The organism is Flavobacterium sp., from assembly GCF_049240005.1.
In the GTDB taxonomy this organism is placed as follows: Bacteria; Bacteroidota; Bacteroidia; order Flavobacteriales; family Flavobacteriaceae; genus Flavobacterium.
This window is the reverse complement of record NZ_JBMLTK010000013.1, coordinates 1-15,715: the sequence shown is the minus strand read 5'-3', so window position 1 is coordinate 15,715 and position 15,715 is coordinate 1. Positions and strand designations below refer to the sequence as shown.

Annotated in this window: 11 protein-coding genes and 1 riboswitch; of the genes, 4 read left to right on the top strand and 7 right to left on the bottom strand. The window is 40.9% G+C overall.

Going from position 1 to position 15,715, the window contains the following annotated elements:
• Positions 1-320: 320 nt before the first annotated feature.
• The 4 genes from metF to ACOVQQ_RS01130 all read right to left on the bottom strand — a co-directional run bounded on the left by metF (position 321) and on the right by ACOVQQ_RS01130 (position 6,718).
• The gene (gene metF, locus ACOVQQ_RS01145) at positions 321-1,274 is read right to left on the bottom strand and encodes a methylenetetrahydrofolate reductase [NAD(P)H] (RefSeq protein WP_421816571.1); all 954 of its coding nucleotides are present in this window, start codon (positions 1,272-1,274) and stop codon (positions 321-323) included.
• Complete coding sequence (gene metH, locus ACOVQQ_RS01140; protein ID WP_421816570.1) at positions 1,271-3,955, bottom strand: methionine synthase; 2,685 nt, start codon at positions 3,953-3,955, stop codon at positions 1,271-1,273. The genes metF and metH overlap by 4 nt, the downstream gene beginning before the upstream one ends.
• The gene (locus ACOVQQ_RS01135; RefSeq protein ID WP_421816569.1) at positions 3,945-4,952 is read right to left on the bottom strand and encodes a homocysteine S-methyltransferase family protein; all 1,008 of its coding nucleotides are present in this window, start codon (positions 4,950-4,952) and stop codon (positions 3,945-3,947) included. The genes metH and ACOVQQ_RS01135 overlap by 11 nt, the downstream gene beginning before the upstream one ends.
• 47 nt (positions 4,953-4,999) lie before the next feature.
• Positions 5,000-5,103, bottom strand: a riboswitch (SAM riboswitch).
• Between the two features lie 97 nt (positions 5,104-5,200).
• A complete protein-coding gene (locus ACOVQQ_RS01130) occupies positions 5,201-6,718 on the bottom strand; it encodes a T9SS type A sorting domain-containing protein (RefSeq protein WP_421816568.1) in 1,518 nt (505 codons plus the stop codon).
• A gap of 228 nt (positions 6,719-6,946) precedes the next feature.
• Between ACOVQQ_RS01130 and metK the strand changes: the two genes are divergently transcribed.
• Together metK and ACOVQQ_RS01120 are read left to right on the top strand one after the other, a co-directional pair.
• On the top strand, positions 6,947-8,200 hold the full coding sequence (metK, locus tag ACOVQQ_RS01125; protein ID WP_421816567.1) for a methionine adenosyltransferase: 1,254 nt from the start codon (positions 6,947-6,949) through the stop codon (positions 8,198-8,200).
• 97 nt (positions 8,201-8,297) lie between these two features.
• Positions 8,298-9,638, top strand: a complete 1,341-nt coding sequence (locus ACOVQQ_RS01120) for a hypothetical protein (protein ID WP_421816566.1) — start codon at positions 8,298-8,300, stop codon at positions 9,636-9,638.
• A gap of 10 nt (positions 9,639-9,648) precedes the next feature.
• Here ACOVQQ_RS01120 and ACOVQQ_RS01115 read toward each other — a convergent pair whose 3' ends face one another.
• The 3 genes from ACOVQQ_RS01115 to ACOVQQ_RS01105 all read right to left on the bottom strand — a co-directional run bounded on the left by ACOVQQ_RS01115 (position 9,649) and on the right by ACOVQQ_RS01105 (position 14,210).
• Positions 9,649-12,354 carry a carboxypeptidase regulatory-like domain-containing protein gene (locus ACOVQQ_RS01115; RefSeq protein WP_421816565.1) on the bottom strand — a complete coding sequence of 902 codons (2,706 nt, stop codon included), beginning with the start codon at positions 12,352-12,354 and terminating at the stop codon, positions 9,649-9,651.
• Between the two features lie 19 nt (positions 12,355-12,373).
• Positions 12,374-13,219, bottom strand: a complete 846-nt coding sequence (locus ACOVQQ_RS01110; RefSeq protein ID WP_421816564.1) for a GLPGLI family protein — start codon at positions 13,217-13,219, stop codon at positions 12,374-12,376.
• Positions 13,220-13,337: 118 nt separating this feature from the next.
• Positions 13,338-14,210 carry a GLPGLI family protein gene (locus ACOVQQ_RS01105; RefSeq protein ID WP_421816563.1) on the bottom strand — a complete coding sequence of 291 codons (873 nt, stop codon included), beginning with the start codon at positions 14,208-14,210 and terminating at the stop codon, positions 13,338-13,340.
• 81 nt (positions 14,211-14,291) lie between these two features.
• On the opposite strand from ACOVQQ_RS01105, the gene ACOVQQ_RS01100 reads away from it, so the two are divergent.
• Both ACOVQQ_RS01100 and ACOVQQ_RS01095 read left to right on the top strand, forming a co-directional pair.
• The gene (locus ACOVQQ_RS01100; RefSeq protein ID WP_421816562.1) at positions 14,292-15,095 is read left to right on the top strand and encodes a hypothetical protein; all 804 of its coding nucleotides are present in this window, start codon (positions 14,292-14,294) and stop codon (positions 15,093-15,095) included.
• Positions 15,095-15,709 (top strand): deoxynucleoside kinase, encoded by a 615-nt coding sequence (locus tag ACOVQQ_RS01095; RefSeq protein ID WP_094485518.1) that lies wholly within the window; start codon positions 15,095-15,097, stop codon positions 15,707-15,709. Before ACOVQQ_RS01100 ends, ACOVQQ_RS01095 begins: the two co-directional genes overlap by 1 nt.
• Positions 15,710-15,715 lie beyond the last annotated feature (6 nt).

Genomic DNA, 15,715 nt, shown 5'->3' with positions numbered 1-15,715 from the left:
TAATCTTTTAATCTTTTAATCTTTTAATCTTTTAATCTTTTAATCTTTCAATCTTATAATCTTTCCGCATTATTGCTACGATTGCCGGGTGAGCGATAGAAGCGACATACTTTTTGGCGTTATGATTTTCCACCATTGTGATGCCAAAAAGATATAGCGGATAGCGCGACGGCAGCTATAATAGATATCTGCGAAGCGCTATGGAACGACTGCCGGCACCCCGAAATACAAAAAATTATACATTCTCGAAACCAATCAATCTTTAAATCTTTAAATTTCGAAATCTCGAAATCTCGAAATCTTTAAATCTCGCAATCTCCCTAAAACACCGCCTTGGCAATCTTTGAGATCGATTCGGATTTACCCATCGAATAGTAGTGCAAGACTTCCACTCCTGCTTTTTTGAGTTCTAAGCTTTGGCTGATACACCATTCGATTCCGGCTTGTTTGGCTGCATCGGCCGATTTTGTTTTGTACAGTTCCGAAATGAGCTCGTCGGGCAAATCAACACGAAAACGCTGCGGAATCATGCTTAACTGTTTTAATGACGTTAACGGTTTCAATCCGGGAATAATCGGAACCGTAATTCCTGCGGCGCGACATTTTTCCACAAAAGCAAAAAACTTCTGGTTATCAAAAAACATTTGTGTGACTACATAATGCGCACCTGCATCGATTTTCTGCTTTAAAAATGCAATATCAGTATCCAAATTCGGTGCTTCCATGTGTTTTTCTGGATAGCCAGCGACACCAATACAAAAGTTGGTTTTGCTTTTGTTCTCTAATTCTTCGTCGAGATAAATACCGTTGTTTAGTGCCACAATCTGAGTTACCAATTCCGAAGCATACTTGTGCCCATCGGGTTCTGGTCTGAAGTAAATTTCGTTCTTCACGGCATCGCCGCGTAAGGCAACTACATTTTCAATTCCCAAGAAATCGATATCAATCAAAAAGTTCTCGGTATCTTCCTTCGAAAATCCGCCACAAAGAATGTGCGGAACAGCATCGACACCGTATTTATTCTGAATTGCCGCACAAATACCCACGGTTCCGGGTCGCTTTTTTACGATACGCTTCTTCAACAAGCCGCCGGGTAATTCGGTATAGGCCACTTCTTCCCGATGGTACGTTACGTCGATAAACGGCGGTTTAAATTCCATCAAAGGTTCGATACTCTGAAAAATCGAATCGATGTTTTCGCCTTTAAGCGGTGGTAAAATCTCGAATGAGAATAAAGTTTCTTGTGCGTTTTGTATGTGCTCAGTTATTTTCATAATGATGTTAAGATGGGAGCAAGCCATTTTTCGGCTTCATTGATACTGATATTTCTTCGGTTGGCATAATCTGCCAGTTGGTCTTTTCCAATTTTTCCCAAACCAAAATAACGGCTGTTAGGATGTGCGAAATAATAGCCAGAAACGGCAGCCGTTGGAAACATGGCCATGCTTTCAGTTAAAGACACACCAATAGCATGTTCCACATTTAGAACTTCCCAAATGGTTTGCTTTTCAAGATGATCCGGACAAGCGGGATAACCGGGAGCAGGTCGTATACCTACGTATCGTTCTGCTATTAAATCGTCGTTATTTAATGCTTCTGTTTCCACATATCCCCAATATTCCTTTCGAACCAGTTGATGTAAATACTCGGCAGCGGCTTCAGCCAAACGATCGGCTAAAGCTTGTAGCATAATCGCTTCGTAGTCGTTATTCGAGGCACGCAATGCTGCTGCTTTTTCTTCTACATCGTAACCGGTACACACTGCAAATAAGCCCATGTAGTCGGTAATGTTTGCTGATTTTGGTGCAATAAAATCGGACAAGGCCAAATTGGGTGCTGTGGCTGTTTTTTGAGATTGTTGACGCAAAGTGAGCAACTTAAACTTCTGTTTATCCGTTGTGGTAATTTCAATATCATCGTCAATTCGGTTGGCTTCAAACAATCCAAAAATACCTTTACCTGAAATTTGATTTTCCTCAATCAATCGATTTAACGTTGCTTGTGCATCGCTAAATAAGGCTGTCGCTTCTTTACCAACAATAGGATCTTCTAGAATTTCTGGAAACTTTCCGAACAACTGCCACGATCGGAAAAAAGGTGTCCAATCAATAAAATCGAGTAAAGTTTCTATGTTAAAATCAACTTGTTTAGTCCCTAAAAACTTGGGCTTACTAATGGTTTCGTTCGTAAAATTCAGCTGCAGGGCATTTTTACGCGCAGCTTCTAAAGAAAGTAGCTTCTTTTCCGATTGTCTGTTTAAATAGCCTTCGCGCAACTGTTTGTACTCCAATTTGATCTCGTTTTGATACGTTTCCGCTTCTTTTCCGATACTTTGAGCACAAACGTGTACGGCTTTCGATGCATCGTTCACATGAATCACTAAACCGTCGTACTCCGGATCAATTTTAACGGCTGTGTGAACGCGCGAAGTTGTTGCCCCACCAATAATCAAAGGGATTTTAAGTTTGCGTCGTTGAAGTTCTTTTGCAACTTGCACCATTTCTTCCAGCGAAGGCGTAATTAATCCGCTTAAGCCAATGGCGTCGGCATTTTGAGCGATTGCTGTATCGATAATTTGGTGCGTGGGCACCATCACACCTAAATCTACAATCTCAAAATTATTGCATGCCAGTACAACGCCCACAATGTTCTTCCCAATATCGTGTACATCCCCTTTAACCGTTGCCATGACAATTTTTCCTGCACTAGAGCTTTTTCCGCTTTTAGATGCTTCGATGTAGGGCAACAAATAAGCAACCGCCTTCTTCATAACACGAGCCGATTTAACAACTTGTGGAAGAAACATTTTTCCAGCTCCAAAGAGTTCACCTACCTCACCCATGCCATTCATCAACTGATTTTCGATGACTTGTAAAGGTAATTCGGCTAATTTGCGGGCTTCTTCGGTATCTTCTTCGATAAATGCATCGACACCGTGCACCAAGCTGTACGTAATCCGACTTTGAAGGTCTGAATTTCTCCAATCGGCCGTTTTGGTTTCTTGCTTTTTAGACGCAGCATAATTGGGAGCAATATCGAGTAAGCGTTCGGTCGCATCGGCACGTCTGTTCAAGATAACATCTTCCACAGCTTCCTTGAGTTCGGCTTCGATATCTTCGTAAATTACCAGCATTTCCGGATTCACAATTCCCATCGTTAAACCGTGTTTGATGGCGTGAAAGAGAAAAACTGCATGCATGGCTTCACGAACGGTATTGTTTCCGCGAAACGAAAAAGAAACGTTACTTACTCCTCCGCTAACTTTGGCGTGTGGCAGATTCTGGCGAATCCAAAGTGTGGCTTTGAAGAAATCAGTTGCATTGCTCCGATGCTCTTCCATTCCTGTTGCGACTGGGAAAATGTTAGGATCGAATATGATGTCTTGCGGCGGAAAACGAACGATTTCGGTCAAAATCTGGTACGACCGACTGCAAATTTCGATGCGGCGTTCGAACGTATCGGCCTGACCTTTTTCATCAAAAGCCATAACTAAAACCGCGGCTCCGTACTTTCTGATGATTTTAGCTTGCTCGATAAACTTTTCTGCGCCTTCTTTTAAAGATATCGAATTGACGATTCCTTTTCCCTGCAAGCATTTTAATCCGGCTTCAAGAACATCCCAGTCGGAACTGTCGACCATTATCGGAACACGTGCAATATCGGGTTCGGAGGCAATTAGGTTGATAAACGTAACCATTGCTTCTACCCCATCGAGCAAAGCCTCGTCCATATTGATATCTAATATCTGCGCTCCTTCGAGTACTTGTTTACGTGCAATTTCAACAGCTTCAGTATAATCACCGTTTTTTATCAGATTTAAAAACTTTTTGGAACCAGCTACGTTGGTACGCTCTCCGATATTAACGAAATTGGTAGTATCAGAAATCACAAACGGCTCTAAACCACTGAGCTTTAATGGCAACGAATCTGGAAAATTGATAGAATTATCGAGCATAGGTGCTAGTTACTTTTCGAGGTTGGTATTTGTGCGCAAGTTGTGCTAAGGCGGCTATATGTGTGGGAGTAGTTCCACAACAACCGCCGACGATGTTTAACAGATTTTCTTCGAAGAAAGGCGTAAGATGATTTGCCATTAATTCGGCCGACTGGTCGTAAGCGCCGAATGCGTTGGGCAATCCGGCATTGGGATGTACCGACACATGGCAATTGGCAATTTGTTTTAGCAATTGTGTGTGCGGAAATAATTGCTCGGCACCCAAGGCACAATTTAATCCAATGGAAAGCAGCGGTAGGTGTTCGATACTGTAAACAAAAGCTTCGAGCGTTTGCCCGGATAACAATCGGCCCGACAAATCGGTTATTGTTCCTGACACCATAACGGGAATTGGCTCGGTACGCTTTTCGTTGCATTCGGCTATAGCAACCAGAGCAGCTTTTGCATTTAGCGTATCGAAAATGGTTTCTACAAGGAAAAGATCTACACCACCGTTAACCAATGCTTGAATTTGTTCTGCGTAAGCGTCTTTCAGTTCGTCGAAGGTAACGGCTCTAAATCCGGGTCGGTTAACATCAGGGCTCATACTCGCCGTACGGTTAGTCGGACCAATAGAACCCGCCACGAATCGCGGCTTTTCAGGATTTGCTTCGGAATAGGTATTAGTTAGTTCTTTGGCAAGTTTTGCGGCTTCGAAATTGAGTTCATAAACGAGTGATTCCATGTGGTAATCGGCCATGGAAATACTGTTGCTGTTAAAAGTATTCGTTTCGATAATATCAGCACCTGCGTCGAGATATTGACTGTGTATTTCACGAATAGCTTTGGGCTGCGTAAGGGTAAGTAGGTCGTTATTTCCTTTAAGAAGTGTATTGTGATTTTTAAAACGCGCTCCACGGAAATCGGACTCATCAAATTGATAAGCTTGCAACATGGTTCCCATGGCGCCGTCGAGTATCAATATTTTTTCAGAAAGTAGTTCTGATATGCTTTTCATAACTGTTGTTGATTTTAAACTGTTACGAAAGCCCAGAAAATGGATTTAAGTTATCTGTGTCTGAATTCAGACTAGAATGTAGCACCTTCTTTAAGATAAAGGGTTGCTAAGCTGTCATTGGGTCTATTCCCTCGAGCTTTCGTGATAACAGTCGATATATTAAAGAACGCTGCAAAGAAACAACACAGTTTGGTATAAAGCAAAAAAAAGTCCGCCAAAGCGGACTTTTTATTATGAGGATGTGGAAATTACTTTTTGATAACTTTAGAAGTCGAAACCGCTCCTTCGTTTGAAGTAACATTTAACATATAAACTCCAGCTGCTAAATCAGCAATTGAAATTTGAACGTCGTTACCCGTTTTTCCAGCAATTGTTTTTACGGTTCTTCCGTTCAAATCAGTTAAAGTTGCGCCAGCAAATCCACCGTTAAGGTTTGTAATGTTCAACACATCCGTTGTTGGATTTGGGAATACAGCCAATTTAGATCCCTCAGGATTATTTACTGAAAGCGGAGCTTGGAATGAAATAGTATCAAATATAATAGCATGTGCACCACCAGTAGTATTTTGCTGAGATTCATTTAGGAAACTGAAGTAGTAAATACCAGCAGCCGGAGCAGTGAAAGAAGTAGAAGCTTGTTCGAAAGTTTCGTTGGTGAACTCTAAGTTAGCAGTTAACACTGTTGTTTGAGCCTCTTCTGTATCGTCTGTACCAACTGAAACCACAAAGCTACCTACGCTTGTATTTGGTGCAACACTTACATTTCTATAGTAAAAAGACAAAGCAACTTGCTGACCTGCCGCTAATGAAATTCCACGTGAATATAGTCTTTCATTAGTTGGTGCTGTCGTGCTGCTAATAGAAACAATTGAGCTTGTCCCATCATTAACGAAAGCTGCGCCTAAGTCATTGCGGATATTCCAATCAAAAGCAGTACCTGTAATTGAACTAGTCCAACCGATGAAATCTAAGTTTGTTGACTGATCAAAGCTCATAGTGTAAGGTATAATTGCAGGTGTAAACTGTGTTGCGAATGCAATTGGACCCACCCAAGCGCTATATTCTGTACCACCACAAAAAGTTCTAACATAGAACGAATAAACGGTACCAGAAGTCAAATTCGTTAAATCAGCAGTGTTTGTATCTAAATTTAAAAGTGTACCACTTCCTTGAACAAAACCTTGAACTCCGTATTCAAATTGATATCCTTCAGGTGTTCCTACTGTAGGAGCATCCCAAGTAATACCAGCTGCAGTAGTAGTTGGTAGCGTTGAAAATGCAAATCCTGTAGGTGAAAAACATTCAACAGGTGTAAATGTAAACTCGAAAGTAAATCCTGCGTCACTCCATCTATCATCCCAAACAATAAAATAGGTGTTCCCCGCCATAACTTCAAGGTTAGATACAGTCGAGCGGTAGTTTTCAGGAGCTGTCGCCTGAACGTCATCGCTTCCATCTAAACAAGTCAAAGCGTCGCATGATCCAGAGAAGATACTCAAACGAGAGTCTGTCCCATTTGGTCCACCTGGGTTAGCAGCGATATCCGAAGTTACCGTAATTAGTCCATTAGACGCTGGTGTAAAGCTATACCACATTGCTGCTGTACCAGGTGTTTGCCAGCAGCCTGTCGCTGGATACTCTCCTACAATAGTACCAACAACGCTTGTTCCGCTTCCAGTCAGCTCAATAGCAGTATCGCACGACTCTTGAGAATAACCTGCAAAACTACTCAAGCAAACCGATACAAAAAGTAATAGTTTTTTCATAATCCTTATTTAATATTAAATTCAACGGTAAAAGTATATATTTTTCGATTAAAAAGTATTTCTAGCTAAAAAAAGTTGGAAAAATCGGTGTTAAAATATACTTTTGCGCACGAAAATCACGGAGGAAAAATTTGATCTGATTGCAACCTCGTAAAAAAAATGCTAAAGCAGTGCCTCACCTCCCTACTTTAGCTTCCGCAATCATCCTCCATTTAATTTACAAGTAAAATGGCATATTTCTTTACATCCGAATCTGTTAGCGAAGGTCATCCAGACAAAATCGCAGACCAAATCTCCGACGCTTTAATCGACCATTTCCTGGCGCTAGACCCACAATCGAAGGTAGCTTGTGAAACTCTAGTTACTACAGGTCAGGTGGTTTTAGCAGGTGAAATAAAATCGGATATTTATCTTGATGTACAAAAAATTACCCGCGAGGTGATTCGAAAAATTGGATACACCAAAAGCGAGTACAAATTCGATGCGGAATCTTGCGGAATTTTATCAGCTCTGCATGAGCAATCCGCCGATATCAATCAAGGTGTTGAACGCAAAGACCCGAAAGAGCAAGGTGCAGGCGACCAAGGTATGATGTTTGGTTATGCAACCAACGAAACTGCCGATTACATGCCTTTGGCTCTCGATCTTTCTCACAAATTGCTTCAAGAATTAGCTGAGCTTCGTCGCGAAAATAACGAAATCAAATACTTACGCCCAGACGCCAAATCGCAAGTAACTTTGGAATACGACGACAACAACAAACCGTCGCGTATTCATACAATAGTTCTTTCTACACAGCACGACGATTTCAATGCCGAAGAAACCGTTATGCAAAAACAAATCGAGGCCGACGTTAAGAACATTCTCGTTCCGCGAATTCTGAATAAATACCCTGAATACGCACACCTATTCAACAACGAAATTACCTACCACGTAAACCCGACAGGTAAGTTCGTAATTGGCGGACCACACGGAGATACCGGACTTACCGGAAGAAAAATCATCGTTGATACATACGGTGGAAAAGGAGCACACGGCGGAGGTGCTTTCTCTGGAAAAGACCCGAGTAAAGTAGACCGCTCGGCAGCTTACGCAACAAGACATATCGCAAAAAATTTAGTTGCTGCAGGCGTTGCTAGCGAAATACTTGTTCAAGTTTCTTACGCAATTGGTGTTGCCCGACCTATGGCCGTTTATGTAAATACATACGGAACGGCAACTGTATCTTTGAACGATGCGCAAATCGCCGAGAAAGTGCAAGAATTATTCGACCTAACACCATACGGTATCGAAACATCTTTGGAATTACGTAACCCAATTTACCAAGAAACGGCAGCCTACGGACACATGGGACGTCGTCCGGAAACCAAAGAAAAAACGTTCTTGGGCCCAGACGGAAAATTACTTACAAAGACCGTTAATCTTTTTACGTGGGAAAAACTAGATCGCGTAAACGATATCAAACAAGCCTTCGGATTATAAAACTAAGCCTCCTTCGGGAGGCTTTTTTATTTGAAAAGCGACTATTTTGCTTCCGATTTATTTTTCTGTAGCTTCGCTTCAAACCGATTAAACAACTATGAATTCACGCTTCGAGCTCAACAACAAGCAAATTTGTTTTGCTTTGGGATTATTCAGTGCAGCTGTGGCCATGAATTTTCACAGCAAATCAGAATTCATGCTTTGGTTTAAATACACCAGCATTCTATTGCTATTAGTCCAAGCTTTTCGTTTGAGTTGGTATTTACCTGCCCTGATTTCCACCTGTGTTGCAAGCTTATATTATACCCTTTTTTTTCCGCGCTTACCAAACCATTCGTCTTTAGAGCTTTTTATCGGAATTTGTATAATCATCCTTTTCGGACTAAAATTTATACGCCGTAAAAGTCCGCTTTCGCCAGAAATCATCCCCTGGATTTTTAGAGTGTCTTTGATTAGCGTTTATTGGTTTGCCGGTTTTCATAAACTAAATACGGGATACTTCGACCTCAACAGCAGCTGCGCCATACGTGTTAATGACCTAATCATCGATGGTTCCGTGAATTATTTAGGTTTGGCGAGAACTAGCGTGATTAAAACACTCATCATCGCAACTTTTGTTCTCGAAATGATTATTCCATTCGGATTGTTATTTCGCTCAAGCAGAAAAATAACCGCCTGGCTCCTACTCCTTTTTCATGCCTATTTGAGTATTCGGGTTTTCGCCGATTTTAGTGCGCTCGCTGTCTTTCTGATTGCCGGTTCCTTGCTGGACTTTTCGCCGAAAACCCAAACAGATCATTTAGAGAAATCGTTTCGAACCTACAGCGTTTTTGTCGCTTCAGCCATCTTAATCGAAACGCTGTTAAACCAATTTAAGTACCCAATGACCGTGTACACTGTAGTTCATGGCATCATTTACAATTTCGGCGTCTTGTTGTTGTTTGTAGCCATCTATCGAACTAAAACAACAGCGCTACCGCTTTCAAGAAATCAAAAAATTGGCTTGCTAATAATCCCAATCGCAGTAGCTCTTTGGTCAATTCGTCCGTATTTAGGATTAGGAAATACAGCAAACCTGACGATGTTCTCGAACCTTGTTACGGAAAAATCAAGATCAAATCATTTTTTCATCGATACAAAATTCACAAAATTGACGACTTGGGAAGAAAATTATGTAGAATGTGTTGCTCTTCCCGAACAAATGAAAAACGAAGAACTCGAGGGTTTTCTTTTACCTAAGCAAGAACTGTCGTTTATCATCCGCACATATGCCGCTCGTTATCCCAAAAATAAATTGCCTGCGATTCTCGTTTATCAAGGAAAAAGATTAAACATACCCGATTTAAAAACTTCCGCTTTCGCAGAATACGAGCGTCTTTATAAGTACGTTTTCTTCCGACGCATTCCTAAAGATGGTCCGTGTCCGTGCTTGTGGTAAAACGACTCAATTATAAATTATACTTCACACTAAACAGCAAAAATCGAGGTTGTACACGATATTGGCTGGTTCGGAACGAAAACTCGGAAAAACTATCGTCGTTCAGTGAAGTCGTATTCAATAAATTGGTTCCCGAAACTTTGAACTCCCAATTACTTCCTTTCTTGAAATACGACAAACTTGCGCTGAGGAAATCATATTCGTTATTTACCGATTTATCTCGGCTGTAGTAGTGGAAAAACTCATATTCTGCAACAAATGAAAATCCATCGGCAAAATAGTAATCGAGATTTACAAACGGCCGATCGGTAAGGAAGGTCTGATTTTGATAGTCATTTTGTGTATATCCGTAACCAAACTCGATATTCGGTGCGTTTTTAAAATTGGTTGAAGCGCGCAAGGTATAGCTTTGTGTAAAACTTTCGGTTGTGATAAAAGTAGCATTCTGTAAGTTATTGAACTTCGACCAGTTCATAGAAATGTTTAGCGAAGCCTTGTAGAATCGTGCAAAAGAACGACCGTACGATCCGCTACCATTTAAAGCTTCGTCGATACGCGGCGAATTAAACGGTGTTGAAAACTGATTCACACCATCGAAAAACGCATTCCGCTTTACAGCATCTAAGGTTCGGGTGTAATTCAAAAATCCAAAGATGTTTTCAAAATTAAACATATTGTATCGGAAATAGCGCAACGAGTGCGACTGTGCTGTGGCGTTCTGTATGCTTCGCAATCCACGAAATAAACTGTTGTAGTTCGTAAGAATATAGCCTTCGGGCAGCTGACTCACATCGGTGAAGCTATTGGTCCATGCGTAATTATACGTCAAGGTTTCCGACTTTTTAATCTGATATAAGGCATAAAAATCAGGCAATAGTTGGTCGAAATTTTGGGTGTAAAGCGTTCCTTGTTGCTCGTTTCTTAGCGAAAACCTATGATAACTCACGCCTGGCATAATAGTAAACTTGCCAAAAAGCAATTTGTAGTGTAAGCCCAGGTAACTGTCAATAAATCGGTATCGCACATCGTTGTCGGTAACCGGATTCAACGCTTCGGAAGTTCCGTTGTCGAGCTGTTGGAATAAATCGCCCGTTAATCGCTGATTGGAATACGTATTTGCCAACGTAAGATTGATGTTGCTCTTCGGTGTTAATACGTAGTAATAGTCAATTTTCGCGTCGAGCTTATTGGTTTTTATAAATCGGTTTTGAAACAAATTGAAGCGTCCTGAAGGCTGATTGACGATTCCTAAATTAAAATCGTCGTTGCCTGTTGTATTGTCTGGAAACGGATTTTCTCCTAAATCGGCTGCATACATCGGATCTTCATCCTGGTACAAGTGCTGCACTTCCGCTGCAAAAATATGGTTGTCAGACAAGGTGTAATAGGCAGCAAAATTTTGGTTCAATGACGCTGGTTTTTGTGTTTTATCGGTGAAAATTTGCTCGTCGCGGTTGCCTTGCGATGTTAAAATCTGGCGAAACAAACTCGTTCCTTCACTTTGATCAGACAATTTACCTAACGCATCGTAATCAATTTGCAATTTAGAATTAGGCTTGTAGCTGGCGCTGAGTTTAAACAATCCCAGCTTATTGCTCTGATCGGCATTTTCTTCAGTTAGCTGTCGGTCGCCGGTTTGAACAATTTGCAAGCGACTGTCGGTTTCCAACCGTGTGTCGGATCGTGAAAAGATAGCAAAACCACTTAACGTAAGCTTTGACGTCGGACTGTACGAAAAGTTCGTTGCACCAAATTTGGTTAAAATCTCGGCCGCACGATTGTTTCGGAGTCCGAGTAAACCTAAGTCGTTACTACTTACATTAAAGCGACTCCCTCCTTTTCCCATGATATTTCGAAAACCGCCTGTAAACTTGAAGTAATCCTGTGTAGTTAGTGGTAATTCGCCTACATTATTTGTATTTGCAATCACATTAATGCTGTACTTGGGCGAATAATAAAACAGCTTTGGGTTTAAAATGTAGCGTTTGTCTGGTCCGCCAGCGGCAGTGACATCCCCAAACCAAAAATTCTTCTTTCCTTTTTTGAGTTTGATGTTCATTGCAACGTTTTCTTCGTTGTTTTCCAAACCTTTCAACGCGCCTACCTCATTGTAGTTTCGGAGTACTTGCACTTTATCAATCGCATCGGCAGGAATATTCTTAACACCCAACTTCGTATCGCCATCGAAAAAGTCTTTTCCTTCTACCATCAATTTCTGAACGGTTTTTCCCTCTACTTCTATCTGTCCGTCGGCATTTACTTGAACGCCCGGCAACTTTTTCAAAACATCTTCAAGTTTGCGTTCGGTACCCGAAGTAAACGAATCGGCATTGTAAACAATCGTATCGCCTTTTATAGAAACCGGCATCTCATTTACAATCTCTACACCTTCTAACTCTACACTATCCGGATCTAAAACAATATTTTTTACAACATTCTCGTTTCCAACCACTAAAGTTAGTTCCTTCGGGCGGTATCCCAAAAAACTGATGCGCAGCAAATACGTTTTGTTGGCTTTAACGTTTAGTGAATAACGGCCTTTATCGCTAGTTATCGAATAGGATTCCATGGATTGGGAATCGACGTTAACAGCCATGACGTTAGCCAATTCAATCGGACTTTTGATCGAGTCGGTTACAACACCTTCAATACGAACTGTTTGCGAAAAAGAAAAAAGAGTCGAAAAAACAAAAATGATGATTAAGGATATACGCATTGATTGATGATTTAAATCGTTAGTTTCCCGACATGAAGATTACATTTCCATCGGAATCTTGCATACTTTCGATTTTCTTCCGCTGAATTTCTTCGAACTTCTTACGAGAAACTTTCTCGCCTGTACTTGGCGCTTTGATTTTAAAATTTTCTTTGGAATTCAAGGTTACTTTTTGGCATAAGATCACCAATTCTTCTTCTTGCAACTCCAAAATTAAACCTGGTAATCCCCAATAATTTTTTGGGCCAAAGCTCACTGGGATTTCAGGTGTGTACCAAGCAACTACAACGCGATCTTTTGGTTCTGGAATTTTAAATACAGACGGTTTCTTCTTTTCACGCTCTAAAAAGTCGGCGTAATCCTTGCGCTCTTGTTCGGTAACGGGAATAATTAACTCGGCTTTCATACAAGTGTACACGCCAATTTTCTTGGTTTCTGTTCCGAGTTTCCAATTAAGTGGTTCCAGTGGTTCGGAAATCAAAAACTCTTTTCCAAAAATATCTTCCTCTTCTAAAACTTCCTTTTTCTTCAGATTTAGGTACTTTTTTCCGCCACCCGGTATGCTTATCGAAATTCCCATACCCGCTGAGGCACCCGAAGGTTTTTCGAGTTGCTGATTCTCTTCGTAAACTGCCTCTACTTTATTGAATGTGAGTGTATATTGTTTTTCTGTTGCCGATTTTAGCGCATCCTTAATCGATTGCTCAAACTCCGGACCTAGACTTTCTTTTACCGAATCGTCGCCTACGGTAATGTCCGACTTAATAATCAATTTCGAGAAATATTCGGCTTTTCCTTGAAATTCTTGAGCCCAAGCAGCGGTTAAACCAAACGTACATGCAATAAGTAGTAGTGTTTTTCTCATATCAAAAAGATTAGCTTTTACTATAAGTTTTAATGAATTACTTAAAACATTGGTGGATCCAACTGTCGGATTGTTACAGTAAAACCGAAATTTAACACATAAAACCTTAAACGGCAAGCTATCTCGGAATGCGCATTTGGTTACCGCGACCGTTCTGATACATGTCGCGCATTTCCTGCATTTTCTTGGTAACCGTTTCGTCGAAATCTTTTTGGTTGATTTCTTTCCCGTTTGTAGGTGCCTTGATTTCCTTTTTGTCTTTAGCGTTGAGCACCACTTTTGAGGCGAGAATGATTGTTTTATCAGCAGCTACTTCCAAAATCAAACCAGGCAACCCGTAATACATTTCCGGACCCTGACTTACTGGAATATCTGGCGAGTACCAAGCAACGACTTCGATTTCGGTAGGCATTTCCATTTGATCCATGAAATTCGTTGGTCGGTCGTTCTTTTTCTCGTCGGTAGTTTCTTCTTGCTTTTTTCGACGCATGTTTCGGAAATCCGATTGGCTAGGTTTTACTTTAGCCGTAGCCTTAAAACAGGTATAGTTCCCAATTTTCTTGGACTCACCCGTCATTTTCCAATCGTATTTTGGCAAAGAGTCTTTCACTAAAAATTCTTTTCCGAAAATCTCTTTGTCCACCACATAGTTTTTGGTTTTTACATTCTTGTAAAATGTTCCGCCACCACCAGCAAAACTGGCCATCATACGCATAGAGCCACCGCCTTGAGTTCCTGGCGTTTCGAGCTTTTCTTGCTCTTTGTAAATACTGGCGTTTAAATCGAAGTATAAATCGAATGTCTTTTCAGACAATTTTTTCATGCGCTCATCAATCATCTTCTGCATTTCCGGCGTAATTTCTCGGTTACCACCCATCTTAAAATCAGAAACCGATGTTTTTGATTCGTAAACCACATAACCCTGAAAATCTTTTTGGGCAAAAACCAGAGTTGTTAAAATAAGAAAGAAGGAAGTGAGCAGGTTTTTCATTTTAGTTACTTTAGCTGTAAGCAAAGATGACGAATGACTTTGATTATTGTTACCATAAAAATGTTAAACTGTTAGCCCAACATGTTAAGAAAAATACTGCGTACCACACTAATGGTAAGTCTTTTACTACTTGTTTCTGGGCTTTCTGCGCAAGCACAGTCGGTAAAATGGCTTCGAGATATTCCGTTGGAATACGGCGAAAAGCTGGCAGCTATCGACAAATACGGCTCTGTTTACACCTTTATGGGAAGCGTGGTGACCAAGCGCGATTCTATTCGCAAATACGTTTACCAAAATACAGGTATGGGTGCTCCGCAAAACATCGAGTTGCAAAATCCGCTGAAACCTTTGCTCTTTTATCCGAATTTTAATGCAGCCATAATACTCGACAACTTATTCAACGAAATCGAAACTTTATCGTTTCAACAACTCGCTCCGAATCTCGTGGCTTCGGCGGTATTTACGGCAGCGCAGAACAATTTGTGGATTTGCAACGAAACCGATCAGAAAATCTACCGCTACGAACTCCAAAGCCGAAAACTGCAACCACTTACACAAAATTTACGCTTAAACGCCACTTGGTTTGCGGCCGATTTAAATTTTCTGTACTGGAACGATGCCGAAAACTACTTGTGGAAACTAAATTTCTTCGGAAACATGAGCTCCGACTTAGCCATTCCGGCCTTTGAGCAGCTGCAATTGTTGGAAAATTACGGTCTAATTTACAGTTTCGACGGAAAAATTTTCACACTCGACTATAAAAATAAACAGATAAAAAACCTGGAATTACCGATTAACAACTTCCAATCTTTTGCCGTTAAAGGTCAATTTTTAGCTATTTTTACCGAAAGTCAAATCAAAGTTTATTACCTAAATATACCTTAATGCACATAGCAGTTGCCGGCAATATTGGTGCCGGAAAAACCACACTTACCGGATTATTAGCCAAGCAATTTAAATGGGAACCACATTACGAAGATGTGGTTGATAATCCGTATCTCGACGATTTCTACCACCAAATGGAACGCTGGTCGTTTAATCTACAAATTTACTTTCTAAACTCGCGTTTTCGCCAAATCTTGCAAATTCGCCAGAGTGGTAAACGAATCATTCAAGACCGAACCATTTACGAAGATGCACATATTTTTGCGCCCAATTTGCATGCCATGGGACTTATGACGAACCGCGATTTTCAAAACTATAGCTCGCTGTTCGAACTCATGGAAACGCTCGTAAAAGCGCCCGACTTGCTCATTTATCTGCGCAGTTCGATCCCAAATTTGGTCGGTCAAATTCACAAACGCGGACGCGAGTACGAGAATAGTATTTCGATCGATTACCTCAGCCGACTCAACGAGCGTTACGAAGCATGGATTCACGGCTACGACAAAGGTAAACTACTCATCATCGATGTAGATAATATCGATTTTGTAAACAATCCCGAAGATTTAGGTACAATCATTACACGAGTGGATACCGAACTAAACGGCTTGTTTTAATCCGCT

What these genes read in the sequence shown, in the direction of transcription:
- ACOVQQ_RS01135 (WP_421816569.1), bottom strand. Translation starts at nt 4,952, where the DNA reads ATGAAAAGCATATCAGAACTACTTTCTGAAAAAATATTGATACTCGAC.
- metK (WP_421816567.1), top strand. Translation starts at nt 6,947, where the DNA reads ATGGCATATTTCTTTACATCCGAATCTGTTAGCGAAGGTCATCCAGAC.
- ACOVQQ_RS01095 (WP_094485518.1), top strand. Translation starts at nt 15,095, where the DNA reads ATGCACATAGCAGTTGCCGGCAATATTGGTGCCGGAAAAACCACACTT.
- ACOVQQ_RS01110 (WP_421816564.1), bottom strand. Translation starts at nt 13,219, where the DNA reads ATGAGAAAAACACTACTACTTATTGCATGTACGTTTGGTTTAACCGCT.
- metF (WP_421816571.1), bottom strand. Translation starts at nt 1,274, where the DNA reads ATGAAAATAACTGAGCACATACAAAACGCACAAGAAACTTTATTCTCA.
- ACOVQQ_RS01115 (WP_421816565.1), bottom strand. Translation starts at nt 12,354, where the DNA reads ATGCGTATATCCTTAATCATCATTTTTGTTTTTTCGACTCTTTTTTCT.
- ACOVQQ_RS01130 (WP_421816568.1), bottom strand. Translation starts at nt 6,718, where the DNA reads ATGAAAAAACTATTACTTTTTGTATCGGTTTGCTTGAGTAGTTTTGCA.
- metH (WP_421816570.1), bottom strand. Translation starts at nt 3,955, where the DNA reads ATGCTCGATAATTCTATCAATTTTCCAGATTCGTTGCCATTAAAGCTC.
- ACOVQQ_RS01100 (WP_421816562.1), top strand. Translation starts at nt 14,292, where the DNA reads ATGTTAAGAAAAATACTGCGTACCACACTAATGGTAAGTCTTTTACTA.
- ACOVQQ_RS01120 (WP_421816566.1), top strand. Translation starts at nt 8,298, where the DNA reads ATGAATTCACGCTTCGAGCTCAACAACAAGCAAATTTGTTTTGCTTTG.
- ACOVQQ_RS01105 (WP_421816563.1), bottom strand. Translation starts at nt 14,210, where the DNA reads ATGAAAAACCTGCTCACTTCCTTCTTTCTTATTTTAACAACTCTGGTT.